Here is a 26,578-nt window from a genome sequence, read left to right as displayed (position 1 = left end):
CGGTGTTCCCTTTCAGTTAAGACAATTACGCGGGGTGATGCAGTTGCGGCATCAGCTGACATGGCAGCAGGCCGGTGAGAGTGGTGACAAGCTCCAAGGCTTCTTCATGCCCGCGCTCGTGGATCTCGGCGCCAGCATTACCATTCAGAATGCTGCACGCGACTATGTGTTCGTGACCAACCTGCCATCCATCTGGCAAATTCCGGCAGACAATAAACCGTCCGACCGTAGCCTGTTCGGTGAGGAGATCGCGGACAAGCTGTCCACGATCAAGGACGCGATCAAAAAGAACGGCGACAAGGCGCATATCGAAATCGCAGTCGGTTCCGAAGACGTGTTCGAGTTTCGAGTGCAAGCCGTTAGCCTGTCGCCGGGCGACATGCATCTGGTCACCACCATCATCGACCGTTCCGAGGAGCGCCATCGCGAGCGGCTTCTGCGCGCACTTTTACGCGAAGTCAGCCATCGGTCGAAAAACCTGCTGGCCATTATCCAGAGCATCGCGCTACAGACGGCGCGTTATTCCGGCACGCTGGACGGGTTCCTCAACAAATTCCGTGGAAGGCTCTATTCGCTGTCGCAGAGCCAGGATCTCATCACCGACAGTAGCTGGCGTGGCGCCTATTTCCGCGAGCTGGTCGAACAGCAGACGCAGAAGTACCTGCCGGAGAATGCGCATCTGGTCGTGATCAAAGGTGACGACGTGTTGCTGACCCCGAACGCGTCTTTGCATATCGGTTTGGCGCTGCACGAACTGATCGTCAATGCCGTGAGCCATGGCTCACTACTGACGTCGCGTCGCGCCATCGAAGTGAGGTGCAATCGTGTTCTGGTCGATGGCCACGACAGTCTGGAAGTGTCTTGGCTCGAAACGCTCGACGCGGGTGCTGGCGAAAGCCTCGTCAACGAGGAGACGCTGAAGGGCCATTTCGGCAGTACTGTTCTGGAGCGTGTCGTTCCCGCCTCGGTGAACGGCAAGGCGCAATACGGCATTTCCGACAAGGAAATTTCCTACTGCCTGACATTTCCACTCGACATCGCCGAGTGATTTCCCCGGCTTTTTGCTCGGTTTCGAAAAAAATGCGGTTTGTCGATTTTTTTCCGTAAATCGCCGGAACCAATTTTGGGCAAGTCCGTTATCCATACATCTGGAAGCGCCCCCGTCCCCCGCCCTTCAAGCTTCCAGATAAACTCTTCATCCCCCTCGAAGAGACGATCTGGCTCGGTTTCCCCCGGAAACCGGGCCAGTTCTTTTTTGTGACCGTGAAAAGAACGCATACGAAAGGCCGCCCCAAGGGACGGCCTGGTTTTGTGTATGCGAGACCTCAGTGTTTCAACGCACGCGGATCGAGCGCATCGCGGATGGCATCCCCGATATAGTTGACGCTCAGCACGGTGGCGGAGATCGCCAGCCCCGGCCACAGGACGCGCGATGGTGTCAGTTGCAGGAAGTTGGCGCCATCGAACAGCAGGCGTCCCCAGGTGGGAAAGTCGGAGGGGAAGCCGAGGCCGAGGAAGCTGAGCGCCGATTCCGTGATGATGGCTGAGGCAATGCCGAGCGTTGCCGATACCATGATCGAAGAGAGCACATTGGGCAGGATATGCCGCAGGAGGATGCGGTATTCCCGCATGCCGCTGGATTTTGCAGCCAGAACGAATTCCTGGCTTTTGATCGCGAGAACGTCGCCACGCACGATCCGGGCCGTGTGCATCCAGCTGGTGATGCCGATGACAAAAACCACGAGGAAGAAAATGCCGGTTTCCGGGCCGAAGGCGGCGCGCAGCGTGTCACGGAACAGCATGATCACCACCAGCAAAAGCGGCAAAAGCGGCAGCGCCAGAAACAGGTCGGTGAGGCGCATCAATGGTCCGTCCAGCCGACGAACATAGCCGGAAAACAGGCCGACGATTGTGCCGAGAAACAGGGCGAGCAGCATGGCGGCAAAACCGACCGCCAGCGACACGCGGCCACCGGCCAGAACCTGCGCCAGCATGTCCTTGCCGAGATTGTCCGTGCCGAACGGATGCGCCATAGACGGCCACTGGTTCTTGTCGCGAATGTTGATGGCATTGGGTGCGACGGTGTGGATGTAAGGCCCGACGAAGACGGCCAGCACGATGAAGATGAAGACGCCAAGCCCGATAACGCCGCCCTTATGAGCGCGGAACTGGTGCCAGATATCGCCGAAAGCGGATCGGGCGGGCGTAGAGGCCACGGTGGGCGTAACCGGCGTAGTGGTCGCGATTGTTGCATCAGTCATAACGAATCCTCGGGTCGAGAATGCCGTAAAGGACATCGGCAATCAGGTTGAAGAGGACGATCAGTACCGCGAAGATGAAGGTGAGCGTCTGCACCAGCGGCATGTCGGCGCCCTGAACGGCGGTGATCAGCAATTGCCCCAATCCATTCACGCGAAAAATCTGCTCGGTGATGATGGCGCCGGAAAAGATGGTCGGCACGCCGAGCGCGATCACGGTCACGACCGGGATCAGGCTGTTGCGTAGCACATGCACGAGCAGCACGGCCTTTTCCTTGACGCCCTTAGCGCGGGCAGTGCGGACATAATCCTGATGCAGGTTGTCGAGCATGGAGGCGCGCACGAAACGGGTGATCTGCGAGGCGTTGTAAAGCGCCAGCACTGCGACGGGCAGCACCATCTGGCGCATCTGTGCCATGAAGCTCGAAAAGTCCGTCACCCGCAGATTGGTGTCGTAAACCGAGGGAAACCATTGCAGGTATGAGGAGAAGATGACGATCAGCAGCACACCGGTAAAGAAGGTCGGCACCGAATAACCGACCATCGAGATGAAGGTGCCGATCTGGTCGAAGATCGAATACTGCTTGTAGGCGGAGATGACGCCGATCGGAATGGCGATCAGGATGCCGAACAGATAGGCGAGGCCTACCACCCAGAGCGTTTGCGGCAGGCGCTGGACGATAAGATCGACCACCGGGCTGCGGGTGGCCCATGACAGAACGCGCATGCGTTCGCCATCACCGAACTGCCAGCCGGTCAGGCTTTCGAAAATGTTCAGCGGTTCGTTGATGAAAAACTGCTGCAGCCATTTCATGTAGCGGATGAGAAAGGGCTGATCCAAGCCGAGCGAGGCGCGGATCTGCTCGCGCACTTCCGGCGGAATGGTGAGCGGCAGGTCACCGGTCGGGTCGTTGGGTGCGAGGTCCAGCAGTGCAAAAATCACGAAGCTGATGACCAGCAGGGTCGGGATCGCAAAAAACAATCGCCGCAATGTGTATGTGAACATGCAGGGTCTCCAGGCTGCAGTCCGGCCGGCCATTTCCGGCGCTGGCGGTGACTGCAGGTTTGCGAGACCGCCGCATCATCAAGCGGACGATGCGGCAGTGCGGAGATGGGTGCGGCCGAACCTTGAGGCAGGCCCGGCGGCAGGCCTTACTTCTTGCGGTACCAGTCGGCGATGTTCCAGACTTGGCTGTCCCAGGAGTTCATCTTTATGCCTTCCAGCGTGACGGCGAAGGAAGACTGGTCGCCGCGATGGACGAGCGGGATATGCGCGCCTTCTTCGGTCAGCATGTCGTTGAGCTGCTTGGCGAGTTCCGCACGCTTCTCCGGCTCTGCCGTCTTGGAGAGCGTGCCGACCAGCTTGTCGAATTCCGGGTTGCAGTAACGCGGAATGTTCTGGCCCTGCCAGCCGTTGGATGGGCCCGGCATCTTGTCGCACAGCCATTCGGCCAGATATTTTTCCGGGTCGGTGCCGTCGAAATTGTTGGTGTACATCAGGACGTCGGCGTAAAATTTCTGGAACGTGTCCGGGCTTGCCGGATCGCCGCCGAAGAAGACGGAAGCAGACGCGTTGCGCAGTTCGGCGCCAACGCCGATTTCCGCCCACATCGATTTGACCAGTTCCTGCGTTGCCTGACGTACCGAGTTGGTGGATGTCGAATACAGGAAATTGAGCTTTACGCCGTCCTTGGCGCGAATGCCGTCTCCGCCCTTTACCCAGCCGGCATCATCCAGCAGCTTGTTGGCGCCCTCGACATCGGCTTTCAGGCACCAGCTGTCGTTTTTGGTGGACGCGACCGCTTCCGGCGCCGGCACGATGTTGCAGGTCGGCTTGCCGGATTTGCCGTAACCGGCCTCGACGATGATGTCGCGGTCGATGGCGAGCGACAGGGCGCGGCGCACTGCCGGGTCCTTCAGCGCCGGATGCGGACCGGCTTCCTTGGTGGAGCGTTTGGCGCCGAGTGCCGGATCAGGATTGGTCCAGTTGAGGTTGATGCGTTCGGTCTGCGTGCCGAAGGAGATTTCCAACCGGCCCTTGCCGGCCGCCATCATGGTTTCCAGCACTTCCGGCTCGACCTGCGCATTCCAGGCATAATCGTATTCACCGGTTTCGAGAACGGCGCGGGCAGCGGATGCCGCATCACCGCCACCCTTCAGGGTAATGGAGGCGAAGGCCGGTTTGGCGGCATCGCGATAGTTTGGATTGGCCTTGAAGGTGACAACGTCGTTCGGCTTGAAATCGGTGACCATGAAGGCGCCGGTGCCGATCGGGCCAAAGTTGGCGGCTGTGCAGCCGGGGGCCTTGGCGCCAAGGCAATCCTTGAACTGAGCCGCCTGAATGATCGGCGACTGTGCGCCGACAAAGGCGGAATAGGGGTAGGGTTTCGGTTCTTCGAAGGTGATTTTTACCGTGTGCGGATCAACGGCCTCGACGTTCTTGACGCCTTCATATTGTGCCGCCTGAGCGCAGCCGCCATCCGGCGCGGTGCAATATTTCCAGGTAAAAATCACGTCTTCGGCGGTGAATGGCGTGCCGTCGGACCATTTTACATCCGGCTTCAGCTTCCATGTCATGCTGAGCAGGTCTTTGGCGATACCGCCGTTTTCGACGGTCGGGATTTCCGATGCCAGCCACGGCACGAGTTCGCCCTTTTCATCGGTACGGGCCAGCGGCTCGATGACGATGGAGGAGGCGAGCACTTCCTTGGTGCCGGCTGACAGGAACGGGTTCATGGTCGAAACCGCCTGCCAGAACAGGATCTTCAGATCTCCATCCGTGCCCCGTTCGGCATGGGCGGTGCCGCCCGCCAAGGCAAGTGCGGCCACCGTGCCGGCCAGAAGCATTTTCACGTTTTTCATTTGCCATTCCCCTTATTGTTCTCTTATGAGTTGTGAATATGACAATGCGCTGATTTAAGCGCAGAATGCAGATCGACGATCAAGGGGCTGTTGTTCAAGCCTCTGCTTTTACAGTCGAAATGCCTTACCATTCCTCCTTGCCGGCTTGTGTTCAGTGGCGTGATCACCGCGTTCCCATTCGCTTGTGATCAAATTTTGTGCCATCTAAGCACGGGCCTATTTTTCGTTCAAGATGGAAATTTGCAGCTTGCAAAAGCGTGTCGACGCGTCGCAATATCCCTGCCAACAGAGTGGGAAATGACGATAAAACAACGAGGTCTTGCGAATGCCAGTGCTCAATCGTGCCGCCGAAATGCAGGAAACCGTCGCCGGATGGAGGCGTCACATTCATGAGAACCCCGAGCTTCTCTACGATGTTCACGAGACGGCGGCCTTTGTTGCCGACAAGCTGAAATCCTTCGGTTGTGACACGGTGGAAACCGGCATCGGCAGGACCGGCGTCGTCGGTATCATCAAGGGCAAACATGGCGATGGACCGGTTGTCGGCTTCCGTGCCGACATGGATGCACTGCCGATTTTTGAAACCTCCGGCAAGGAATGGGCATCGAAGACGCCGGGCAAGGCGCATTCCTGTGGACATGACGGGCACACGGCCATGCTGCTGGGCGCTGCGCAATACCTCGCCGAAACCCGTAATTTTAAGGGTTCCGTCGCCGTAATCTTCCAGCCGGCTGAAGAGGGCGGGGCCGGTGCGCTCGCCATGATCAATGACGGTTTCATGGACAAATATGCCATCAATCAGGTCTATGGCATGCACAATGAACCAAAACTGCCCGTTGGTGAATTCGCCACTCGAAAGGGCGGCGTGATGGCCGCTGCCGACACGTTCGAAATCACCGTCAACGGTCGCGGCAGCCATGCCGCCCAGCCGCACCGTTCCATTGATCCGGTGGTCGCCTCGGCGCATATCATCATTGCGCTGCAATCGATCGTTTCGCGCGAAACCGACCCGCTGAAATCGCTGGTCGTGACCGTTGCCACCACCCATGGAGGCGAGGCAAGCAATGTCATTGCCGATTTCGTAAAACTGACCGGCACGGTGCGCACGCTGCTGCCGGAAACCCGCGATCTCGCTGAAAAACGCCTGACGGAAATCGCTCAAGGCACGGCTATCGCCCATGGCGCCACCGCCGAGGTCAATTATCGCCGCGGTTATCCGGTCACCTTCAACCATGATGCCGAGACGGATTTTGCCGCCTCTGTCGCCGCAAAGGTGGCTGGCGAGCGGGCCGTCGACACCGGCATGGCACCGCATATGGGAGCCGAGGATTTCTCCTACATGCTGGAAAAACGCCCCGGCGCGTTTATCTTCATTGGAAATGGCGACACGGCCAATCTCCACAATGCCGCTTACGACTTCAACGACGAGGCCTTGCCCTACGGCATAAGCTATTGGGTGACGCTGGCCGAAACCTCGCTGGCGGTCTGAGCCGGCAGCCAGAATGACAGGGACTGTTCAAGAACCAATCATCAAGGGGAATATGGCATGCAGCCTTCTGTGACGGGTATCGCCCCGATCTTGTCGGTGGAAAATCTCACCACGTCGTTTCGCGTCAACAACGAGTGGAAATCGGTGGTGCGCAACATTTCGTTCGACGTTGCGCCACGCGAGACGGTGGCGATCGTCGGCGAAAGCGGTTCCGGCAAATCGGTCACCTCGCTGTCGATCATGCGGCTTCTGCCCAAGGCGACGAGCAAGATCGAAGGCAAGGTGAGGCTCGGCGGCAAGGAGTTGTTGTCACTGCCGGAAGAGCAGATGCGGCGCGTGCGCGGCAACGATATTTCCATGATCTTTCAGGAGCCGATGACGAGCCTCAACCCGATCTTCCCGATCGGGAGGCAGATCTCGGAAGCGCTCACAGTGCATCGTGATATCTCCAATGCGGAAGCCAAGGCCGAGGTGATCCGGCTTCTGGAAAAGGTGCGTATTCCCAACGCCAAGAACCGTTTCGACGAATATCCGCATCAATTTTCCGGCGGCATGCGCCAGCGCGTGATGATTGCCATGGCGCTCGCCACCAAACCAAAGCTGCTGATCGCCGATGAACCGACGACGGCACTCGACGTCACCATTCAGGGACAGATCCTCGACCTCATCAAGGTGCTGCAGGAAGAGGAGGGCATGTCCGTTCTCTTCATTACCCATGACATGGGCGTGGTGGCGGAAGTGGCCGACCGCACGATCGTGATGTTCCGCGGCGAGCAGGTGGAAACCGGCGTCACCGACGACATTTTTCACCGCGGTCGTCATCCCTACACACGAGCCCTTCTGTCGGCCGTGCCGAAACTGGGCTCGATGGGCGAGCGCAAACTGCCGCAACGGTTTCAGATCATCGACACGACCACCGGCGAGCAGATACCGACCGCCGATGTTGCCGACACGGTCGCCAAGGGCAAGACGCCGATCCTCGACGTAAAAGATCTGACGACACGGTTCGACATCCGCTCAGGCCTGTTCGCGCGCAAATCCGGCGCCGTGCATGCGGTGGAAAAGGTGTCGTTCCAGCTGTTTGCCGGCGAGACGCTGTCGCTGGTGGGTGAGAGCGGTTGCGGCAAGTCGACGACCGGGCGGTCGATCACCCGTCTGGTCGAACCGACCGAGGGCAAGGTGACGCTGGACGGTTACGAGGTGATGCAACTCGACCGCTCGGCTCTGCGCACCATGCGCCGCTCGATCCAGATGATCTTTCAGGACCCGTTCGCTTCGCTCAACCCGCGCATGAGCGTCGGTTCGGCAGTCATGGAGCCGTTTGTCGAGCACCATCTCGGCACCAAACAACAGGCGCGCGAAAAGGCCGCCGACCTGATGGCCAAGGTGGGCCTGTCGCCCGACATGATGCGGCGTTTTCCGCACGAATTTTCCGGCGGCCAGCGCCAGCGTGTGGCCATTGCCCGTGCGCTCATGCTTGATCCAAAAGTGATCGTGGCTGATGAGGCGGTGTCGGCACTCGACGTGTCGATCAAGGCGCAGGTCTGCAATCTGTTGCTGGACCTGCAGCAGAGCCTGAAGCTGGCATTTCTGTTCATTTCCCACGACATGGCCGTGGTGGAACGGGTGAGCCACCGGGTGGCTGTGATGTATCTGGGCGAAATCGTCGAGATCGGTCCACGTGCGGCGGTGTTCGAAAATCCGCAGCATCCCTATACCCAAAAACTGATCGCCGCCGTTCCTGTGCCGGATCCGTCGCGCCGTTCGATCAAGCGCAACATGTCGACCGACGAGATCAAGAGCCCGATCCGCCCGGTGGATTATGTGCCACCGGTTCGGCAATACCGCGAGGTGTCCGAGGGGCATCTCGTGCAGGTGGCGTGAGGCCAGGGCGGTCATCGTGGGTGAAAAGGGCGGCGGGGATTTTTCTCGCCGCTTTTGCCGTTCTGGCGCCGCCCGGTTTCGATAGAGGTCGGGCTATGGCGCAGACCGAGGACCTCTCCGAGGCTGAGGCGCTCCAGGAACTTGAGGCGAAGGCCGTGCAGATCATCATCGGCAAGACGGCCGCCGAGATACGCAAGGCGCTTGAGGCCGGCCCGTTTTCCGACGTTCAGGTGATGGAATTCAACTTCGTGTCGCCACCGGAGCAGGCGGCACAGCAAGGCTACGGCAACATCAAGCCTGGTGATCTGCATGTGATCTTTGCACGGCCGAAAAAGAGCATTTTCGAGCCGTTCTCACCGCGCATTTCGATCTTCGTCGGCATGCAGGATGGCGTGGCCGTGTCGATCGAGCGGGTGAGGACCTACCCCAAGTGAGCGCTACGGGCTGCGTCGTCTTTTGACGCTTAAACGGAGCGCTGAAACTCCCGAGGCCGCTCATTCTTCTGTTTGAGCTTCCTGTGCTTGACCTTCGTGGGTCGGAACCTATGTTGCGGAATGCACGCATGACATGCATTCCGCGCCGGTCGCCTCCGGTGGTGCCTTTATTGATTTTGAAGACATTTGGAGTTGTTCATGAGCTTGACCTTTTCATGTGCGTTTTTCAGTTCCCCTGTCTTTTCCTTCAAAGTGAGGCGCGCAGGTCGATGTAAACGCATGACGAGACTGTCCGTTCGATTGTGTGGTTAGTCGGATGGATTCGTCTTCTTTCGACCGTCCGTTTTCCGAGACGTTCAGCGAGGACCCGCGGTCCCTTTCATTTCGTCAGTTGGTAACTGTTACGTCTGCGCCGTTGTTCGCCGTTCTCGACGGATCGCAGTTCGATGATCTTGAAGACGATCTGGCCGATGCCGGAATCAGCAGTCGATCGCTGTTTCTTGACGGTGGCGATATCGCTATGCGCCGTGACGGGCCTTGGTTCGTCCGGCTGGATAAGGATCATGTTCGGGATCATATCGAAAGGCTCGCGCTGGAAAAGGCCTGTGTTGTTTTCTGGGCGTATCCGGATGGGGAGGAGGCGTTATGGAAACACCTTCGCAGACTGAACAAGGTGAGGGTAGCCACCGAAAAAGGCGGGAGTAGAGATGCCTTCGAATGGGTGCTGTTCCGTCATTTCGATCCGAACGTGCTGGCCCAGACACTTCCCGCATTCGACGAAGTGCAGTTCTCACGGTTTTTAGGCTCGGCAACGGTCCTGTTTCTGCCTGCCGACGACTATGCGGAGAGGCCCGGATGGCACAAGGTCAGGAGGGCACGAGCATTCTCTACTTTGCCCAAAGGACCATTGACGCTTGACGCGGCGACGATGCAACGGATCCGGGAGCGGCGTTCCGGCGCCATCCGCCAAGGTATCAAACGGTATATACGCACTATGGCGGCTGACCAGTGGCCCGTCAGTGAGCAAGATATCGATACCGTTGTCGACAGAAGCGAGGCGTCTGCCAGAGAACTGGGGATCCTGTCTGGCGAAAACCGAAAGAAATGGGCCTGGCTTGATCTGGTTTCCGACGGCAATTTCGGCCGGTCGCCAACTGTGCGCGCGCACCTGCAGCGCCCGGGCGCCGACCATGATTGGGACATTAATACGTTGATTTCGCTTGCTAAAAAGGAGCTGAACCGCGATGGCCGGTAAGGGGGGACTTTTCTTCAAGGGAAATAAGCCACTGACCCCCGGTCAGGTAAATGACGCAGGACGGGCGCTGAGTGATCTTTGGAACCGTCTCCTCCAACCCAGGAACCAGACGCCGCTTCCGTTCCCGCCGCCGCCGCCAGGGCTTGAAATCATACCTCAGGCAGAACCCAAGCCGGCGGATCCACCCGACACACGCACCGATGAATGTACCGGCGATTGCGAGGACAAGGACAGGTGTCCCGAGAAAACCTTCTGCTTCAACAAGACGCGGTTTATAGGAACGTCGAAGGAAAGGGTTTACGATTCACAGTTGCGGGTGCAAGAGACGACGATGCGCACAATGAGCCCGACGCAGGTGTTGAACAATCGCGCCCAATACAAGCTTCTCAAGAGGTCAGGGGTAGAAGCATTGCCGGGTGTCAGTCAGGCCAGGGACCGGGTGATTACCTCCTGGCAGACGCGAAACCCCGGACAGGATTGGCACTCTCTCGGATACGAAGCTTTACACAGGCTTGACATGGGGGCTGGCGGCGAACCAACGGGATATTATGATATGGGCGACCTGAACGTTAACCGATCGATCGGTGGAAGTTGGCCCAGCAAAACGACGCAACTCGAGCAACATGCGCGCAATCTGCAGGCGAATGGATGCCATCTCATGACGGTGAAGTTCGACAGTTCTCCCGCCTGCATCGCAGACACGATCCCCCAGAGCTATCCGGAGTAACCGTTCATGCCCTATTCCGACTACGAGCCGCTTCTTGCCTATGCAAGTAATCTTGAAACGGCATCGCCGGTTCCGGAAGAGGAGGTGGCTCGCTATCGGGGCCTTCTGCCTGAAGGGCTGCTCGAATTCTGGCGACGGCATGGTAACCAGCTGATTTTCGGCGATGGTTTCATGCAGATGTGCGACCCGGCAACCTTTGCCCCCGTCATAAGGGACTGGTTTGAAGGCGACCCGGAATTTGATCCGGAACGGCTGGTTGTCTACGCCATGGGGGCATTCGGGGACTTGCACATGAGCGATGGGACAACGATGAGCTACAGCGTTCATTCGCAACTCGGCGAGTTTACGGCAGGACGGTTCAATCCTCCCCCCACCGGTGAAAACCATCTCGATTTCTTTCTGGCGCATGCGTTGAAACTGGGCACGGTCACGCCGCGCTATATCGACAAGGGTGATCTTCACAGCAAGGCGGTGGCCAAACATGGCCCACTTTCTCAAGGGCAGATGTTTACCTGGGTGCCGGCACTCCAGATCGCCAAGCAGGGAAACAGGATCGAAAAGGTCGATGCGGAAGTACAGATTTCTGTCCTCCAGGATTTTGGACCTCTGAAATATATCGCCGATAAATTTACCGACGACGGGATTTACATGGGGACGGATTTCCGGCGCTTCATTGGCCGGCAGGGATGATATCCGCGCATGAGAGGTTACGATCTCCAACTGCGTTTCCCAGCGGCACCAACGCCGCATCATGAGGACAAAAGCGTGCATTCACTTCCTGTCGTTTGACAGTCCCTCCCAAAACATGTCAGCAAATCGCAAGAGGAGATTTCTGTCATGGCAAAACGGTCGGATTCGCAAGGACGGCTCGACGATGCGGCGCGGGCCGGTTGGCTTTATTACGTCGCGGGACGCACCCAGGATGAGATTGCCAGCGCCATGGGCATTTCCCGACAGTCGGCGCAACGGCTGGTGTCGCTTGCCGTTGCCGAGCGGCTGATCAAAGTGCGGCTCGACCATCCGATCGCCGCTTGCCTCGAACTCGCCGAGGCGCTGAAAGCCAAGCATGACCTGAAATATATCGAGATCGTGCCGAGCGATCCCGCGGCCGTCTCCACCACGGTCGGTATCGCCGAAGCGGCGGCTGCCGAAATCGAACGCTGGCTGAAGCGGCCGGATCCGATCATCGTTGCCATCGGTACGGGCCGCACGCTGAAGGCGGCGGTCGATCAGTTGCCGCCGATGGAATGTCCGCAACACCGCATCGTGTCGCTCACCGGCAATATCGGACCGGACGGATCGGCGGCCTATTACAACGTCATTTTCTCCATGGCCGATGCCATCAAGGCGCGGCATTTTCCGATGCCGCTGCCGGTCATGTGCACTTCGATCGAGGAGCGCGAGACGCTGCATGATCAGGCGCTGGTGCGTTCCACCATCAAGCTCGGTGCCATGGCCGATGTCACGTTTGTCGGTATCGGTGAACTCGGGCCGGATGGTCCGCTCTGCCTTGATGGTTTTCTCGAGCGTGAGGAAATGCAGATGCTGGTGGAGAATGGTGCAGCCGGCGAAATCTGCGGCTGGTTTTTCGATCACGACGGAAAACTGCTCGACAACCCCATCAACGGGCGTGTCGCTTCCGTGCCGATCCCGTCGCGGGGCACATGTTCGGTTGTAGGAATTGCGCAAGGGCGCAGAAAAATTCCCGCCATGGCTGCAGCCCTCAAGGGTAAGCTAATCAATGGCTTGATCACCGATGAATCGGCAGCTGAGCAGTTGCTCTCCCTGTGAGCAAATATTTATTCGTTTAAATTCAATTATTTAAAACGTTTCAATCGCAGTGCAGCGACGAATCCGTGTTGACTTCTGTCAGGTGTTGATAGGTAATTGCCCACGAGCAAAGCGAATGCTCGCATTTAATCTTCTCGGGAGGAAGATATGACATTGAAGACCGTTCTGCTGGGCGCCTGCTCGGCGCTGGCGTTTGCCGGTATGGCCTCTGCCGAAACCCTCACCATTGCAACTGTCAACAACGGCGACATGGTCCGCATGCAGGGCCTGACTGCTGAATTCACCAAGGCCAATCCTGATATCCAGGTCGAGTGGGTCACCCTCGAAGAAAACGTCCTGCGTGAACGCGTGACGACCGATATCGCTGCCGGCGGTGGCCAGTACGACATCGTCACCATCGGCAACTACGAAGTTCCGATCTGGGCCAAGCAGAAGTGGCTGCTGCCGCTCGACGGCCTCGGCGACAAGTACGACATGGACGACCTGCTGCCCGCCATCCGCGGTGGCCTGTCGATGGACGGCAAGCTTTTTGCGGCACCGTTCTACGGCGAATCCGCCATGATCATGTACCGCAAGGACCTGTTCGAAAAAGCCGGCCTGAAAATGCCGGAAAAGCCAACCTGGGAATTCATTGCTGACGCGGCTCGCAAGACCACCGACCGCAAGGCCGACATCAGCGGCATGTGCCTTCGTGGCAAGGCCGGCTGGGGCGAAAACATGGCCTTCGTTTCGGCTCTGAACAACTCGTTCGGCGGTCGCTGGTTCGATGAGCAGTGGAAGCCGCAGTTCGATCAGCCGGAGTGGAAGGCATCGCTGCAGTTCTACGCCGACCTGATGAAGGATGCCGGCCCGTCCGGTGCGTCTTCCAACGGCTTCAACGAAAACCTGACGCTGTTCCAGCAGGGCAAGTGCGGCATGTGGATCGACGCGACCGTCGCCGCATCGTTCGTATCGAACCCGAAGGATTCCAAGGTTGCCGACAAGGTCGGTTACGCCATGTTCCCGAACAAGGAAGGTGTAGACAACCACGGCAAGTGGCTGTGGTCGTGGAATCTTGCGGTGCCTGCTTCTTCCAAGAAGGCTGAATCGGCCCAAAAATTCATTGCCTGGGCAACCAGCAAGGAATACACGGCGCTCGTCGCTTCCAAGGAAGGCTGGTCCAACGTTCCTCCGGGCACGCGTACCTCGCTCTACAAGAACGAAGAGTACACGAAGGCTGCACCGTTTGCCGTTCCGACGCTTGCCGCGATGGACGCTGCCGACATCACCAAGCCGACCGTCAAGCCGGTGCCTTACACCGGTGGCCAGTTCGTCGCGATCCCTGAATTCCAGGCTCTCGGCACCACTGTCGGTCAGCTGTTCTCGGCTGTCATCGCCGGCCAGTCCACGGTCGAAGACGCGCTTGCCGCCGCTCAGGCAACGGCAACCCGCGACATGACCCGCGCCGGTTACATCAAGTAAAAAGTCCTCCCAAGGACCGTAGCTGCCCGCTCAATCGGGCAGCTGCACCGCCGCCCGCGGCATCGGGCACAAGCCATAACAAGAAGATGAAACCGCGCGTGTGCCTCCCGCCGAGGCGATGCGCGTGGCCACTCAAGGGAGGGTCGCTGAAATGGCAACGCAGAATACCAAGACGTTGGCGCGGCTGATGATGGCGCCCTCCGTCATTGCCCTACTGGTCTGGATGGTCATACCGCTGTCGATGACGCTGTATTACTCGTTCCAGAACTACAATCTTCTGACGCCTCAGAATGTCAGCTTCGGTGGTTTCTTCAACTACCAGTATTTCTACACGGATCCGGCCTTCTTCACGGCGATCTGGAACACGCTGATCCTGGTGGTCGGTGTGCTGGCCATCACCGTGATCGGCGGCATCGCCATCGGATTGCTGCTCGACCAGCCGATTTTCGGCCAAGGCATCGTGCGCATTCTGGTGATCTCGCCCTTCTTCGTCATGCCGCCGGTGGCAGCGCTGATCTGGAAGAACATGATCATGCACCCGAGTTACGGGGTGTTTGCCGATATCGCCCGGTTCTTCGGGGTGCAGCCAATCGACTGGTTTGCGCAATATCCGCTGCTTTCTGTCATCATCATCGTCGCATGGCAGTGGCTGCCGTTTGCAACGCTGATCCTCTTGACCGCCCTGCAGTCGCTGGACGGTGAGCAGAAGGAAGCCGCCGAAATGGACGGCGCCAATTTCGTCAACCGCTTCATCTACCTGACGCTGCCGCATCTTTCCCGCGCCATCACGGTCGTCATTCTGATCCAGACGATCTTTCTGCTCGGCATCTATGCGGAAATCCTCGTCACCACCAATGGCGGCCCCGGTTACGCGTCCACAAACCTGACCTTCCTGATCTACCGCACGGCACGTCTCGGTTATGACGTCGGTGGCGGTGCCGCAGGCGGCATCATCGCAGTCGTTCTCGCCAATATCGTCGCCTTCTTCCTGATGCGCGCCGTCGGCAAGAACCTGGACAAGTAGGAGAGACGATCATGGCTCGCAAATCCACCACGCAAAGCAAGATCGCCTGGACCATCCTTGCCTGGGTCGTCGCTCTGGTGATCTTCTTCCCGATCCTCTATGCGGTCATCACCAGCTTCAAGACGGAGCCGGAAGCCATCGACGGGTTCAGCCTGATCCCGTCCGGCACGTTCGAGAACTACATCACGGTGCAGACGCAGCGTGACTATTTCAAGCCGTTCATGAACTCGGTGATCCTGTCGATCGGTTCGACCATTCTCGCCCTCATCTTCGCCATTCCGGCGGCATGGGCGATGGCGTTCGCACCCGGCAAGCGCACCAAGGACATCCTGATGTGGATGCTCTCCACCAAGATGATGCCGGCGGTTGCGGTGCTTCTGCCGATCTACATCCTGTTCCGCAATTTTGGCCTGCTTGATACCCGTATCGGCCTCACCATCATGCTGACGCTGATCAACCTGCCGATCGTGGTGTGGATGCTCTACACATACTTCCGCGAAATTCCGGGCGAGATCCTGGAAGCCGCGCGTATGGATGGCGCCAATCTGTGGAAGGAAATCGTCTACGTGCTGACGCCGATGGCGGTGCCGGGCATCGCTTCCACGCTGCTCTTGAACATCATCCTTGCCTGGAACGAAGCCTTCTGGACCATCCAGCTGTCGACCACCAATGCGGCACCGCTGACGGCCTTCATCGCCTCGTTCTCGTCACCTCAAGGGTTGTTCTGGGCAAAGCTATCGGCTGCCTCCACCATGGCGATTGCGCCGATCCTCATCCTCGGCTGGTTCAGCCAGAAGCAACTCGTTCGCGGCCTCACGTTTGGCGCGGTTAAGTAAGGAATTGGTCTCATGGGCAGCATTACTCTCAAAAACGTCCAGAAACACTTTGGCGAAGCCAAGGTCATTCCATCCGTCGATCTGGAAATCACCGATGGCGAGTTCGTCGTTTTCGTCGGTCCGTCGGGCAGCGGCAAGTCCACGCTTCTGCGCCTGATTGCCGGTCTGGAAGACGTCACCGGTGGCACGATCACCATTGACGGCAAGGATGTGACAGAAGCAGCCCCGGCCGCGCGTGGCCTTGCCATGGTGTTCCAGTCCTATGCGCTCTATCCACACATGAGCGTGCGTAAAAACATCGCCTTCCCGCTGAAGATGGCGAAGATGGAACAGTCGAAGATCGATAAGAAGGTCGAGGATGCCGCCCGCATTCTTAACCTCTCCGATTACCTCGAACGTCGTCCCGGCCAGCTTTCCGGTGGTCAGCGCCAGCGCGTCGCCATCGGCCGCGCCATTGTCCGTGAACCGTCGGCCTTCCTGTTCGACGAGCCGCTGTCCAACCTCGATGCGGCCCTGCGCGGCACGATGCGTCTGGAAATCAGCGACCTGCACAACCAGCTGAAAACGACGATGATCTACGTCACCCACGACCAGATCGAAGCCATGACCATGGCCGACAAGATCGTGGTTCTCAATCGCGGCAATATCGAGCAGGTCGGTTCGCCGATGGAACTCTACAATACGCCGCGCAACCTGTTTGTCGCCGGCTTCATCGGTTCGCCGCGCATGAACCTGATCGAAGGTGAATACGCACAGTCGAAGAATGCAAAGACCGCCGGCATCCGTCCCGAACACCTGACGCTGTCCAAGGAAAGCGGCCTTTGGAAGGGCACGGTTTCGGTTGCCGAACATCTCGGCGCCGATACCTTCCTGCATCTTAATGTCGATGGCATCGGCAAGATGACGGCGCGCGCCAGTGGCGAATTCGGCGCCCATCACGGCGATACCGTCTACCTGACGCCGGATGAGACGAGACTGCACCGTTTCGACGATCAGGGCCTGCGCATCGCTGGCTGAGACTGCGATTGCATTATCGAGGAATGAGACTGTGAGTTCTGCACCCATTGGTAGACTGGAAGGAAAGTCGGCAATCATCACCGGTTCAGCGCGCGGCATCGGCCGCGCGTTCGCCGAAGCCTATGTGCGCGAAGGCGCGACCGTGGCCATCGCCGATATCAATATCGAACGCGCCGAACAGACCGCAAAGGAAATCGGGCCAAAGGCCTATGCAGTGCAGCTGGATGTCACCGATCAGGCATCCATCGACGCGGCCATCCGCACGGTCGAGGAAAAGACCGGCGGCATCGATATCCTCATCAACAATGCGGCGCTGTTCGATCTGGCGCCGATCGTGGAAATCACCAGGCAGAGCTACGACACGCTGTTTTCGATCAACGTTGCCGGTTCGCTGTTCATGCTGCAGGCCGTCGCCAAGTCGATGATCGCACGCGGGCAGGGCGGCAAGATCATCAACATGGCAAGCCAGGCCGGCCGTCGCGGCGAAGCGCTGGTTGGCGTCTATTGCGCCACCAAGGCGGCGATCATCAGCTTTACCCAGTCCGCCGGTCTCGACCTGATCAAGCACGGCATCAACGTCAACGCGATCGCCCCCGGCGTCGTTGACGGCGAGCATTGGGACGGCGTCGATGCGCTGTTTGCCAAGCATGAAAACCGCCCGCGCGGCGAAAAGAAGAAACTGGTCGGCGAGGCTGTTCCGTTCGGCCGCATGGGCACGGCGGAAGATCTGACCGGCATGGCCGTGTTTCTGGCCAGCCGCGATGCCGATTACGTCGTCGCCCAGACCTACAATGTCGATGGCGGCAACTGGATGAGCTGAGGCTCCCGCTGACCGCCCGTTTGCGGCGGTCACGCATGTATTTGATATTTCAGGACCCTTGAGGACCGAGACATGACCGTAAAACTTTCGCTGGCCACGCTGGATCAGGCCAAGGCAACCGCTGCCATTCCCGCTTATGATCCGAAAACGCTGTCGCACGGCATCGTGCATTTCGGCGTCGGCAATTTTCACCGCGCCCATCAGGCGATCTATCTCGACGACCTGTTCAATACCGGCAAGGGTCATGACTGGGCGATCACCGGCGCCGGCGTCATGCCATCCGACGCCGCCATGCGCGAAAAGCTGAAAGCCCAGGATTTCCTGACCACCGTTGTCGAGCAGGACAACAACAAGACCGGCGCCCGCGTCACCGCCCCGATGATCGACATCATTGCGCCGGGCGAAACGGCGGCGTTGATCGAAAAGCTGGCGGACCCGACCACCCGCATCGTTTCGATGACCATCACCGAAGGCGGTTATTTCATCGACGCGGCCGGTCATTTCAACCCGGCGCATCCGGCCATGGTTGAGGACGGCAAGAGCCCGACCGCACCGAAGACGGTGTTCGGTCTTATCCTTGCTGGTCTGAAAGTTCGCCGCGAGCGTGGTCTGGCACCGTTCACGATCATGTCCTGCGACAACATTCCGGGTAATGGTCACGTCACGGAAAACACCGTTGTCGGTCTGGCAAAAATGTCGGATCCCGATTTTGCGATGTGGATCCATGACAACGTCGCCTTCCCGAATTCGATGGTCGACCGCATCACCCCGGCCACCGGCCAGCGCGAAATCGACATCCTGAAAAACGATTTCAACATCGACGACAACTGGCCGGTGTTCTGCGAAGAGTTCAAGCAGTGGGTGATGGAAGACAACTTTCCGCTCGGCCGTCCTGCTCTGGAAGAAGTCGGCGTGCAGTTCGTGCCGGACGTTGCCCCTTACGAGCTGATGAAGCTGCGCATCCTCAACGGCGGTCACGCAACGATCGCCTATCCGGGTGAGCTGCTCGACATCCACTTCGTGCATGAGGCGATGGAACACCCGCTGATCCGCGCCTTCCTCGCTAAGCTGGAGAAGGAAGAGATCATCCCGATCGTGCCGCCGGTGCCGGATACCAGCCTCGATGCCTATTTTGATCTGATCGAGCACCGTTTCCTCAATCCAAAAATCGGCGATACCATTCCGCGTCTGGCGCAGGATGGCTCCAACCGTCAGCCGAAATTCATCCTGCCGTCGACGCGTGATCGTCTCGATCAGGGCCTCGATATCGTCGGTCTGTCGCTGGTGTCTGCCCTGTGGTGCCGTTATTTTGCCGGCACGTCGGATAGCGGCCGCAAGATCGTCTTCAACGACACCAGCGCCGAAAAGCTGCAGGCTGCCGCGATCAAGGCCAAGGACGATCCGGACGCCTTCCTGGTGTTCGACGAGATCTTTGGCGAAGTCTCCGGCAACGAGCTGTTCCGCAAGCGTTTTGCGCATGCGCTGAAGACGCTTTGGACTGAGGGTACGGCGAAAACGCTGGAACTCTATCTTGCCGACGAACTGGTCAAGTAAGGGCTGATGCCATGAATGACCGGCCGCTGGTGATTTTCGATTGTGACGGGGTTCTTGTGGACAGCGAACCGGTTTCGGTGCGTGTTCTCGTCACCGCACTCAATCGCCACGGCATCGATATGGCCGAGGAGGAAGCATACACGCGCTTCCTCGGTCGTAGCCTCGCCACCATGACCCAGGTCATGGACGAGGAATACGGATTTCACACCGGCCCGGAATTTCTCGAAGGCCTTCGTGTCGATCTTTATGAGCGGTTCAAAACCGAATTGCAGGCGATTTCGGGCATTGCCGATACGGTCGACAGGCTTGGTTGCGCCCATTGCGTCGCATCCTCCAGCCAGCCGGAACGCATTCGCCTGTCGCTGTCACTGACGGGTCTGATCGAAAAATTCGAACCGAACATCTTTAGCGCCTCGATGGTCGAAAACGGCAAACCTGCGCCCGACCTCTTCCTCCATGCCGCAGAAAAGATGGGTTACGATCCGGCCAATTGCATCGTCGTGGAAGACAGCCCGGCCGGCATTGAGGCTGCGCAGCGGGCGGGCATGACGGCGCTTGCCTTTACCGGCGGTTCGCATACTCACATTGCCGGATATCGTGAACGCATCGAGGAACTACAGCCCGACGCAATATTTGACGCCATGCCGGATTTGCTCCACCTTGTCCAAAAATATAGTGATGGTCGCAAGGGACCTGCTGTCAGCCGTTCGATCTGAACGGGTGCGGGTTCCATCGAGGTCATAGGGGCAGGAAACCAATCCGGATGCGTGATCATATCGTCGCGGTGGATGTCGGCACCACGAGCGCGCGGGCTGCGGTTTTCGATCGCGCCGGGCGGCTGCTTTCGCGCGCCAAACAGCCGATCGAGATGATCCGCCCCCGCGAAAACCACGCCGAACACGATAGTGAAAACATCTGGGCTGCCTGTTGTGGCGCCGTGCGGGCGGCCCTTGCTGAGGCCGGCATATTCGCAAAACAGGTCGCGGCGCTCGGTTTCGATGCCACCTGTTCGCTGGTCGTGCGCGATCGGGACGGTAAGCCGCTATCCGTCTCGCCACGCGGTGAAAACCGTTTCGACACGATTGTCTGGCTCGATCACCGCGCCATCAACGAGGCGGAAATCCTCAACGCTTCCGGCCATCCGGTATTAAAATATTCCGGCGAAACGCTGTCGCCGGAAATGCAGATGCCAAAGCTGATGTGGCTGAAAAGGCATCACAAGGAGACCTGGGCCAAAACCGGTTTCGTCTTCGACCTCGCCGACTTTCTGACATGGAAGGCGACCGGATCGGCGTCGCGTTCGCGCTGCACGTTGACCTCCAAGTGGAACTATCTCTCGCACGAAACGCCCGGCTGGCAGGCGGATTTTTTGGGCCTGGCCGGTCTCGATGACCTGCTGGAACGCGCCAGCCTGCCGGAAGACACGGTAGCGGTCGGCGGCGTTATCGGTCACCTGACGAATGCGGCTGCCGCCGATCTCGGTCTCGATACGAAATGTGTCGTCACCGCCGGCATGATCGATGCCTATGCCGGCGCGCTTGGTGCTCTCGGCAAAGCGGCGGATGGTGAGGCGCTGGAACAGAGCGTTGCGCTGATCGCCGGCACATCCAGCTGCATCGTCGCCTTCAACAGCCAGCCGAAACCCGGACAGAGCCTGTGGGGCCCATATTACGATGCACTTCTGCCCGGCCACTGGCTGGTGGAAGGTGGGCAATCCGCCACCGGCGCGCTGCTCGATCATATCGTGCGCATGCATGCGGCGGGCGGCGAACCGACGCTGGAACTGCATGCCCGTATCGTCGCCCGCATCGGTGAACTGCGGGCGGAGGAGGGTGGCAATCTTGCGCCCGACCTCAACATCCTGCCGGATTTCCACGGCAACCGCTCGCCGCTTGCCGACCCACGCGCGACAGGCGTGATTTCCGGCCTGACGCTCGACATCTCGTTTGACGGTCTCTGCCGGGTCTACTGGCGCACCTCGGTGGCGATTGCGCTCGGCATTCGCCACATCCTCGAAGCACTGGTGCAATATGGCTACCGCTTCGAGACATTGCACATTACCGGCGGCCATGTGCAGAACCCGCTTCTGCTGGAACTTTACGCCGATGTGACCGGCTGCAAGGTGGTGGTGCCGAACACCAAGGACGCCGTTCTGCTCGGCACCGCAATGGCGGCGGCAGTAGCCGGCGGCCTGCACGAAAATCTGCAGGCGGCCGCCGGTGCGATGGATCAGGGCTGGGCGGAACATGCCGCCGATCCACGGCAGACCAAGGCCTATGGGCGTGACTACCGGCGGTTTCTCGCCATGGTCCGGCACCGCGAGGAATTGCGGAGGCTGGACGATGACGCCGCCTGAGCTTGCCGAGATCTATCGCGGGTATATCGACTGCCTGAACCGGCAGGATTGGGACAATCTCGGCCTCTTTGTCGGAGAGAATGCGCATCACAATGGGCGTCTGCTCGGCCTGTCCGGTTATCGCGACATGCTGATCAACGATTTCGAACAGATCCCCGACCTGCGCTTTAATATCGACCTGCTGGTGTGCGAACCGCCGCATGTCGCCAGCCGGTTGGCTTTCGACTGTTCGCCGAAAGGCCGCTTTTTGGGGCTGGACGTGAATGGTCGGCGCATCCGGTTTGCAGAAAACGTGTTTTATCGGTTCAAGAATGGTCGCATCGTTGATGTCCGCTCTGTGCTGGATAAGGTGGCTATCGAGGCGCAACTCGGTTAAATCGCATCGTATTGCCTGCGTATCTTGCTGAAACCTCACGCAAATCCCATATCCAGCCGGACATAAGGAGACGCCGATGATCCTCGACGCCGCACGCCGCTCGCTGACCAACCTTTTTGCGCCGGAAAGCCGCGCGGTTTTCCTCAAAATGCTGGGGCTGACGCTGCTGATCCTTGCGGGCCTTTGGTTCGGCCTGCGGGAGGTTTTGCTGACCTATGTCTGGCCGTGGTTTGCGGCTTTCCTGCCGTCCATGCCGGAATTCGGTGGGTTTCTGGCGCTGATCGCCGGCATCCTGTTCGGTGTCGGTCTGGCGCTGGCGCTTGCCCTGCTGATCGCGCCGGTGACGGCGCTGATTGCCGGCCTGTTTCTCGACGATGTGGCCGAGGTGCTCGAAAAGCGTGACTATCCCGCCGATCCACCGGGCAAGGAATTGCCGCTCGGTCAGGCCATTATCGGCTCGATCCAGTTTCTCGGCGTCGTCATCGTCGGCAACATCATCGCGCTCTTGATGCTGTTCATCCCGGGAGTCAACCTGATCGCCTTCTTTCTGGTGAACGGTTACCTGCTCGGCCGAGAATTTTTCGAATTTGCCGCCATGCGGTTTCGTCCGGTGGCGCAAGCCAAGGCGTTTCGCGCCAAACATTCCTCCACGGTGTTTCTCGCAGGCATGCTGATCGCCGGTTTCCTGGCCATCCCGTTCGTCAACCTTCTGACGCCGCTGTTTGCCGCCGGCCTGATGGTGCATCTGCACAAGGCGCTGTCGAAACGCGATCCGAGTTTTGTGGGGTAACTCAGCTTTCGGCGAGAGCGTCGGCGATAACCCCGCCGATCACCTGCGGCGGCAGTTCCACCAGCGGTGCCGGGATGTCGTTGCTCTTGGCTGGGTATTTGCAAATGTCGGCGATCACGCAGCGTTCGCATTCTGCCTTTCGCGCCTTGCAGGTATAACGCCCGTGCAGGATGAGCCAATGATGCGCGTGGTATAGATATTGTTCCGGGATCACCCGCATCAGATTGTCTTCCACGTCATCCGGCGTGTTGCCGGGCGCCAGCTTAATGCGGTTGGCGATACGGAACACATGCGTGTCCACCGCCATGGTCGGCACGCCGAACGCCATGGACATCACCACATTCGCCGTCTTCCGGCCGACGCCGGGTAGGCGCACCAGTTCCTCTCGGGTTTTCGGCACTTCCGAGCCGAACTCGTCGATGAGCATGCGACAGAGCGCGATGACGTTCTTTGCCTTGTTGCGAAACAGCCCGATCGTCCTGATATGGGCGATTACGCCGTCTTCGCCCAAAGCCAGCATCTTTTCCGGCGTATCGGCAATCTTGAACAGTTCGCGTGTCGCCTTGTTCACACCGGCATCGGTTGCCTGCGCAGAAAGCGCCACGGCGACCACCAGCGTGAACGGGTTCACATGCTCCAGCTCGCCCTTCGGCTCCGGCCGCTGGATAGAGAAACGGCGAAAGATTTCCGTACGTTCCTCCTTCGAATAGGCGGAGCGCGGCAAAGCCTTGCGACGGCGCGGCGCGCCTGCCGCATTTGACTTTTGCAAAGTTTGGGTGCTGGATTTGAGCTTGAAAACGGCCATGGTTTTTACTGCCACCCGCCCCGGAGAAAAGCAACGTGGATGCGCACCTTGATGCTTGGGAAGACCATGCTTCGGAAGATCGGCCGGTGTTTGCCGCCGAACTGACCGCGCATCGCTCGCTCGGGCGGAAGGGTTTTCGCGTATTTCTCGGCGTATCGGGCGCCGTTTGCCTGCTTTATGGCCTGTTTTTCGTGGTCAGCGGCGCTTGGCCGGTGGGGCTGTTTTTCGGGCTCGATTTTTTGGCACTCTATGTCGCTTTCCGGTTCAACTACCGATCAGGCCTTGCGCGTGAACAGGTGACGGTGACACGCAGCGATCTGTCGATCCGAAAGATTTCCCCGGCGGGCCTTGCGGTCGAGCATCGGTTCAATCCGTTCTGGGCGCGTTTCGGGGTTTCCCGGCACGAGGAATTCGGCATCACCGCCATGCATGTCTCTGGCGAGGGCAAGCGCACCGATGTCGGTTCCTTTCTCAACCCTGATGATCGTGAAAGTTTTGCCAAAGCGTTCAAGGCTGCTCTTGCCACGGTGAAACGCAGAATCTGACGGATAGCGATGATATCTCCTGTAGAACTGCAAGAAACGGGTGGTGCAGACGGCACGATGACGCCATCTTCCGGGCAAAGGAGAGATGCCATGAACGCTCTTGCAAAGATTTCCGGTCAGCCGGTCGATGTGACGCCTGAGGGCTCCGATTACGACACGGTGCGCCGGGTCATCGAATTGATCACACTCGATTACCGCGCCCAGCCGTCACTGGAAGCGATCGCTGCCGAACTTGGCCAGTCGCCAACGCAACTGCAGAAGGTTTTTACGCGTTGGGCCGGGCTGTCGCCGAAGGCGTTTCTGCAGGCGGTGACGCTGGATCATGCCAAGCGCCTGCTCGGCACGGAAAAGCTGCCACTTCTGGAAACCTCCTATGAGCTCGGCCTGTCCGGCCCCGGCCGCCTGCACGATCTGTTCGTGACGCATGAGGCGATGTCGCCGGGTGAGTGGAAGGCGAAGGGCGGCGGGCTGACGATCCGGTATGGTTTCCATCCGTCGCCTTTCGGTCGGGCGCTGGTCATGGCAACCGACCGTGGTCTGGCCGGCCTTGCGTTTGCTGATGGTTTTGAAGATCAGCGGGCCTGTCTCGACGACATGACCCGGCGCTGGCCGAATGCCACTTATGTGGAGGACACGCCGGGCACTGCAGATTACATTGCCCGTGTCTTTGATCGTTCGCAGTGGTCGGCGGAACGTCCCTTGCAGGTCGTGCTGATCGGCACTGATTTCCAGATGAAGGTGTGGCGCAGTCTTCTGAAAATTCCGTTCGGCAAGGCCGTGACCTATTCCGATGTCGCCTGCGATATAGGTCAGCCGAAGGCGAGCCGCGCCGTGGGTGCTGCCATCGGTGCCAATCCGATTTCCTTCGTCGTGCCCTGTCATCGGGCGGTCGGCAAAAGCGGAGCGCTGACGGGGTATCACTGGGGCCTGACCCGCAAACGCGCTATTTTGGGCTGGGAAGCGGCCAGCGCCTGACGGATGATGACGAACGCCCCGTGGCGTTATCAAACATCACATCGCCCCGAAAACCGTTCCGGCTTTCGGGGCGATAATCTAAAGCTCAGTTCGAGCGGCAGCGGCCTGTCCGCGTCGTTTCCTTGTCGCCATCGTCATAGTTGATGCCGATTTTTTCGCCGGCGAGCGAAGAGATGGTGCCGCTATACCAGTCACCCTTGCCCTTGAAATTGCATTCCACCTTCGTGCCGATCGCCCAGTTGTACGGGCGGACATTGCCCATCGCGACGGTTTCCTTGTCCCCGTCGTCATAACGGATCGTCACCTTGCCGTCGGCAATCTTGTCGATGATGCCCGGAAACCAGTAACCGGCACCCTTGTAATTGCCGAGTACCCAGTCTCCTGTCGTCTGCGCGCTTGCGGTAAAAGCGCCTGCGACGAGAAATGCTGCAGCAAGAGCTGTGGTTTTCCTGATCATTCTAATTCCTCCCACGGGTATCGTCACCCCTATTTCTTGCCCGATGTCACGCAAGACGAGGCAAGTCATATATGCAAATTCGTGCCGTCGCATGGGATGTATTCGGCGTTTATTGTTGAAACCAGTATTGTCTCCGTTTTTTATTGGGAACATGCCGGATTTAACATCGAGGGCAGTGAGCCGGTGCCTGCGTCCTGCCTTCAGCATCCTGTCAGTTTCGCTCCGTATCGAATTCATCAACGGCGGGCCGTTCGTACCTGCCACATGTGGATGGAGCGCACGATATGGTCTCGAAAACTTGGCTGCAGCGGCTGGTTATGGTGTTTTTCATCGCTCTGGCAGGCGGCGGCGGTTATATCGGCGTGCTGCATCTCAGCGGTAATTTTCATACCGTCATTCCCGGCGAACTGTATCGCTCGGCGCAACCGACGCCGGACCAGATCGAACGTTACGTCAAGCAGTATGGTATCCGCACCATCGTCAATTTGCGCGGCGAGAATGATAATCAGGCCTGGTACGATGACGAGATTGCAGCCGCCCGCAAGCTCGATATACGCCACATCAATTTCCGTATGTCGGCCTACAAGCAATTGACCGGCCCGGAAGCCGACAAGCTGGTGGCTCTTATGAAAGACGCGCCCAAACCCATCCTGATACATTGCCTGTCAGGCGCGGATAGAACCGGACTGGTATCGGTCATCTATAGTAACCAGGTCGCCGGCCTGCCCGAGCATCAGGCGGAACGCCAGCTGTCCATCCTGTTCGGCCATGTGGGCATTCCATTGATTTCTGCGGCCTACGCGATGGACGAAAGCTGGCACCAGTTGGAACGGCATTACGGGATAGAGGGATGACCCTGCGC

General features: G+C 58.9%; 26 protein-coding genes. 21 read left to right on the top strand and 5 right to left on the bottom strand.

Annotated elements, in window-relative coordinates; all coding sequences use genetic code 11:
• The first annotated feature begins 43 nt into the window (after window positions 1-43).
• Entirely contained in the window at window positions 44-1,048 is a 1,005-nt protein-coding gene (locus tag GAO09_RS22785; RefSeq protein WP_235938395.1) for a sensor histidine kinase, read from the top strand.
• A 277-nt stretch (window positions 1,049-1,325) separates the two neighbouring features.
• On the opposite strand, the gene GAO09_RS22780 is transcribed toward GAO09_RS22785, so the two are convergent.
• From GAO09_RS22780 to GAO09_RS22770, 3 genes are all read right to left on the bottom strand, one after another.
• Complete coding sequence (locus GAO09_RS22780; RefSeq protein WP_153358042.1) at window positions 1,326-2,261, bottom strand: ABC transporter permease; 936 nt, start codon at window positions 2,259-2,261, stop codon at window positions 1,326-1,328.
• Window positions 2,254-3,264, bottom strand: coding sequence for an ABC transporter permease (locus GAO09_RS22775; protein WP_153358040.1), 1,011 nt, complete (start codon window positions 3,262-3,264; stop codon window positions 2,254-2,256). Before GAO09_RS22775 ends, GAO09_RS22780 begins: the two co-directional genes overlap by 8 nt.
• 146 nt (window positions 3,265-3,410) lie before the next feature.
• Entirely contained in the window at window positions 3,411-5,120 is a 1,710-nt protein-coding gene (locus tag GAO09_RS22770; RefSeq protein ID WP_153358038.1) for a peptide ABC transporter substrate-binding protein, read from the bottom strand.
• Between the two features lie 325 nt (window positions 5,121-5,445).
• On the opposite strand from GAO09_RS22770, the gene GAO09_RS22765 reads away from it, so the two are divergent.
• From GAO09_RS22765 to GAO09_RS22685, 17 genes are all read left to right on the top strand, one after another.
• Window positions 5,446-6,609 (top strand): M20 aminoacylase family protein, encoded by a 1,164-nt coding sequence (locus GAO09_RS22765; protein ID WP_153358036.1) that lies wholly within the window; start codon window positions 5,446-5,448, stop codon window positions 6,607-6,609.
• Between the two features lie 57 nt (window positions 6,610-6,666).
• Window positions 6,667-8,493 carry an ABC transporter ATP-binding protein gene (locus tag GAO09_RS22760; protein ID WP_153358034.1) on the top strand — a complete coding sequence of 609 codons (1,827 nt, stop codon included), beginning with the start codon at window positions 6,667-6,669 and terminating at the stop codon, window positions 8,491-8,493.
• Window positions 8,494-8,588: 95 nt separating this feature from the next.
• Window positions 8,589-8,927 (top strand): hypothetical protein, encoded by a 339-nt coding sequence (locus tag GAO09_RS22755; protein ID WP_153358032.1) that lies wholly within the window; start codon window positions 8,589-8,591, stop codon window positions 8,925-8,927.
• Between the two features lie 316 nt (window positions 8,928-9,243).
• A complete protein-coding gene (locus GAO09_RS22750) occupies window positions 9,244-10,182 on the top strand; it encodes a DUF4123 domain-containing protein (RefSeq protein ID WP_153358030.1) in 939 nt (312 codons plus the stop codon).
• The gene (locus GAO09_RS22745) at window positions 10,172-10,909 is read left to right on the top strand and encodes a polymorphic toxin type 15 domain-containing protein (protein ID WP_153358028.1); all 738 of its coding nucleotides are present in this window, start codon (window positions 10,172-10,174) and stop codon (window positions 10,907-10,909) included. Before GAO09_RS22750 ends, GAO09_RS22745 begins: the two co-directional genes overlap by 11 nt.
• 6 nt (window positions 10,910-10,915) lie before the next feature.
• A complete protein-coding gene (locus GAO09_RS22740; protein ID WP_153358026.1) occupies window positions 10,916-11,599 on the top strand; it encodes a GAD-like domain-containing protein in 684 nt (227 codons plus the stop codon).
• Window positions 11,600-11,746: 147 nt separating this feature from the next.
• Window positions 11,747-12,700, top strand: coding sequence for a sugar-binding transcriptional regulator (locus GAO09_RS22735; protein ID WP_153358024.1), 954 nt, complete (start codon window positions 11,747-11,749; stop codon window positions 12,698-12,700).
• Window positions 12,701-12,847: 147 nt separating this feature from the next.
• The gene (locus GAO09_RS22730; RefSeq protein WP_153358022.1) at window positions 12,848-14,161 is read left to right on the top strand and encodes an ABC transporter substrate-binding protein; all 1,314 of its coding nucleotides are present in this window, start codon (window positions 12,848-12,850) and stop codon (window positions 14,159-14,161) included.
• Window positions 14,162-14,312: 151 nt separating this feature from the next.
• The gene (locus tag GAO09_RS22725) at window positions 14,313-15,185 is read left to right on the top strand and encodes a carbohydrate ABC transporter permease (protein WP_153358020.1); all 873 of its coding nucleotides are present in this window, start codon (window positions 14,313-14,315) and stop codon (window positions 15,183-15,185) included.
• Window positions 15,186-15,196: 11 nt separating this feature from the next.
• Window positions 15,197-16,021 carry a carbohydrate ABC transporter permease gene (locus GAO09_RS22720; RefSeq protein ID WP_153358018.1) on the top strand — a complete coding sequence of 275 codons (825 nt, stop codon included), beginning with the start codon at window positions 15,197-15,199 and terminating at the stop codon, window positions 16,019-16,021.
• A gap of 12 nt (window positions 16,022-16,033) precedes the next feature.
• Window positions 16,034-17,038 carry an ABC transporter ATP-binding protein gene (locus GAO09_RS22715; protein WP_153358016.1) on the top strand — a complete coding sequence of 335 codons (1,005 nt, stop codon included), beginning with the start codon at window positions 16,034-16,036 and terminating at the stop codon, window positions 17,036-17,038.
• A gap of 46 nt (window positions 17,039-17,084) precedes the next feature.
• Window positions 17,085-17,858: an L-iditol 2-dehydrogenase gene (locus GAO09_RS22710; RefSeq protein ID WP_112728763.1), complete on the top strand. Its 774-nt coding sequence runs from the start codon at window positions 17,085-17,087 to the stop codon at window positions 17,856-17,858.
• 72 nt (window positions 17,859-17,930) lie between these two features.
• Complete coding sequence (locus tag GAO09_RS22705) at window positions 17,931-19,412, top strand: mannitol dehydrogenase family protein (RefSeq protein ID WP_153358012.1); 1,482 nt, start codon at window positions 17,931-17,933, stop codon at window positions 19,410-19,412.
• An 11-nt stretch (window positions 19,413-19,423) separates the two neighbouring features.
• Window positions 19,424-20,128 carry an HAD family hydrolase gene (locus tag GAO09_RS22700; protein ID WP_153358010.1) on the top strand — a complete coding sequence of 235 codons (705 nt, stop codon included), beginning with the start codon at window positions 19,424-19,426 and terminating at the stop codon, window positions 20,126-20,128.
• 47 nt (window positions 20,129-20,175) lie between these two features.
• The gene (locus GAO09_RS22695; protein ID WP_153358008.1) at window positions 20,176-21,768 is read left to right on the top strand and encodes an FGGY-family carbohydrate kinase; all 1,593 of its coding nucleotides are present in this window, start codon (window positions 20,176-20,178) and stop codon (window positions 21,766-21,768) included.
• Window positions 21,755-22,144 (top strand): ester cyclase, encoded by a 390-nt coding sequence (locus tag GAO09_RS22690; RefSeq protein ID WP_153358006.1) that lies wholly within the window; start codon window positions 21,755-21,757, stop codon window positions 22,142-22,144. The genes GAO09_RS22695 and GAO09_RS22690 overlap by 14 nt, the downstream gene beginning before the upstream one ends.
• 76 nt (window positions 22,145-22,220) lie before the next feature.
• Entirely contained in the window at window positions 22,221-22,934 is a 714-nt protein-coding gene (locus GAO09_RS22685; RefSeq protein WP_153358004.1) for a sulfate transporter family protein, read from the top strand.
• A 1-nt stretch (window position 22,935) separates the two neighbouring features.
• Here the strand turns inward: GAO09_RS22685 and nth are convergent, their stop codons facing one another.
• Window positions 22,936-23,739: an endonuclease III gene (gene nth, locus GAO09_RS22680; protein ID WP_153358002.1), complete on the bottom strand. Its 804-nt coding sequence runs from the start codon at window positions 23,737-23,739 to the stop codon at window positions 22,936-22,938.
• Between the two features lie 35 nt (window positions 23,740-23,774).
• On the opposite strand from nth, the gene GAO09_RS22675 reads away from it, so the two are divergent.
• Entirely contained in the window at window positions 23,775-24,284 is a 510-nt protein-coding gene (locus tag GAO09_RS22675) for a DUF2244 domain-containing protein (RefSeq protein WP_324185060.1), read from the top strand.
• Between the two features lie 90 nt (window positions 24,285-24,374).
• Window positions 24,375-25,259: a methylated-DNA--[protein]-cysteine S-methyltransferase gene (locus GAO09_RS22670; RefSeq protein WP_153357998.1), complete on the top strand. Its 885-nt coding sequence runs from the start codon at window positions 24,375-24,377 to the stop codon at window positions 25,257-25,259.
• An 85-nt stretch (window positions 25,260-25,344) separates the two neighbouring features.
• Here GAO09_RS22670 and GAO09_RS22665 read toward each other — a convergent pair whose 3' ends face one another.
• Window positions 25,345-25,716, bottom strand: coding sequence for a tudor domain-containing protein (locus GAO09_RS22665; RefSeq protein WP_153357995.1), 372 nt, complete (start codon window positions 25,714-25,716; stop codon window positions 25,345-25,347).
• Between the two features lie 284 nt (window positions 25,717-26,000).
• On the opposite strand from GAO09_RS22665, the gene GAO09_RS22660 reads away from it, so the two are divergent.
• Window positions 26,001-26,570, top strand: a complete 570-nt coding sequence (locus GAO09_RS22660) for a dual specificity protein phosphatase family protein (protein WP_153357994.1) — start codon at window positions 26,001-26,003, stop codon at window positions 26,568-26,570.
• Window positions 26,571-26,578: the final 8 nt, after the last annotated feature.

Origin of the sequence: Endobacterium cereale, from assembly GCF_009617585.1 — a bacterium.
Taxonomy (GTDB): domain Bacteria; phylum Pseudomonadota; class Alphaproteobacteria; order Rhizobiales; family Rhizobiaceae; genus Neorhizobium; species Neorhizobium cereale.
The sequence above is the reverse complement of the archived record's forward strand: the minus strand, read 5'-3'. Positions and strand labels throughout refer to the sequence as shown.

Coding starts and splice junctions, on each gene's coding strand:
- GAO09_RS22780 (WP_153358042.1), bottom strand. CDS start 2,261: ATGACTGATGCAACAATCGCGACCACTACGCCGGTTACGCCCACCGTG.
- GAO09_RS22775 (WP_153358040.1), bottom strand. CDS start 3,264: ATGTTCACATACACATTGCGGCGATTGTTTTTTGCGATCCCGACCCTG.
- GAO09_RS22770 (WP_153358038.1), bottom strand. CDS start 5,120: ATGAAAAACGTGAAAATGCTTCTGGCCGGCACGGTGGCCGCACTTGCC.
- GAO09_RS22765 (WP_153358036.1), top strand. CDS start 5,446: ATGCCAGTGCTCAATCGTGCCGCCGAAATGCAGGAAACCGTCGCCGGA.
- GAO09_RS22760 (WP_153358034.1), top strand. CDS start 6,667: ATGCAGCCTTCTGTGACGGGTATCGCCCCGATCTTGTCGGTGGAAAAT.
- GAO09_RS22755 (WP_153358032.1), top strand. CDS start 8,589: ATGGCGCAGACCGAGGACCTCTCCGAGGCTGAGGCGCTCCAGGAACTT.
- GAO09_RS22750 (WP_153358030.1), top strand. CDS start 9,244: ATGGATTCGTCTTCTTTCGACCGTCCGTTTTCCGAGACGTTCAGCGAG.
- GAO09_RS22745 (WP_153358028.1), top strand. CDS start 10,172: ATGGCCGGTAAGGGGGGACTTTTCTTCAAGGGAAATAAGCCACTGACC.
- GAO09_RS22740 (WP_153358026.1), top strand. CDS start 10,916: ATGCCCTATTCCGACTACGAGCCGCTTCTTGCCTATGCAAGTAATCTT.
- GAO09_RS22735 (WP_153358024.1), top strand. CDS start 11,747: ATGGCAAAACGGTCGGATTCGCAAGGACGGCTCGACGATGCGGCGCGG.
- GAO09_RS22730 (WP_153358022.1), top strand. CDS start 12,848: ATGACATTGAAGACCGTTCTGCTGGGCGCCTGCTCGGCGCTGGCGTTT.
- GAO09_RS22725 (WP_153358020.1), top strand. CDS start 14,313: ATGGCAACGCAGAATACCAAGACGTTGGCGCGGCTGATGATGGCGCCC.
- GAO09_RS22720 (WP_153358018.1), top strand. CDS start 15,197: ATGGCTCGCAAATCCACCACGCAAAGCAAGATCGCCTGGACCATCCTT.
- GAO09_RS22715 (WP_153358016.1), top strand. CDS start 16,034: ATGGGCAGCATTACTCTCAAAAACGTCCAGAAACACTTTGGCGAAGCC.
- GAO09_RS22705 (WP_153358012.1), top strand. CDS start 17,931: ATGACCGTAAAACTTTCGCTGGCCACGCTGGATCAGGCCAAGGCAACC.
- GAO09_RS22700 (WP_153358010.1), top strand. CDS start 19,424: ATGAATGACCGGCCGCTGGTGATTTTCGATTGTGACGGGGTTCTTGTG.
- GAO09_RS22695 (WP_153358008.1), top strand. CDS start 20,176: ATGCGTGATCATATCGTCGCGGTGGATGTCGGCACCACGAGCGCGCGG.
- GAO09_RS22690 (WP_153358006.1), top strand. CDS start 21,755: ATGACGCCGCCTGAGCTTGCCGAGATCTATCGCGGGTATATCGACTGC.
- GAO09_RS22685 (WP_153358004.1), top strand. CDS start 22,221: ATGATCCTCGACGCCGCACGCCGCTCGCTGACCAACCTTTTTGCGCCG.
- nth (WP_153358002.1), bottom strand. CDS start 23,739: ATGGCCGTTTTCAAGCTCAAATCCAGCACCCAAACTTTGCAAAAGTCA.
- GAO09_RS22670 (WP_153357998.1), top strand. CDS start 24,375: ATGAACGCTCTTGCAAAGATTTCCGGTCAGCCGGTCGATGTGACGCCT.
- GAO09_RS22665 (WP_153357995.1), bottom strand. CDS start 25,716: ATGATCAGGAAAACCACAGCTCTTGCTGCAGCATTTCTCGTCGCAGGC.
- GAO09_RS22660 (WP_153357994.1), top strand. CDS start 26,001: ATGGTCTCGAAAACTTGGCTGCAGCGGCTGGTTATGGTGTTTTTCATC.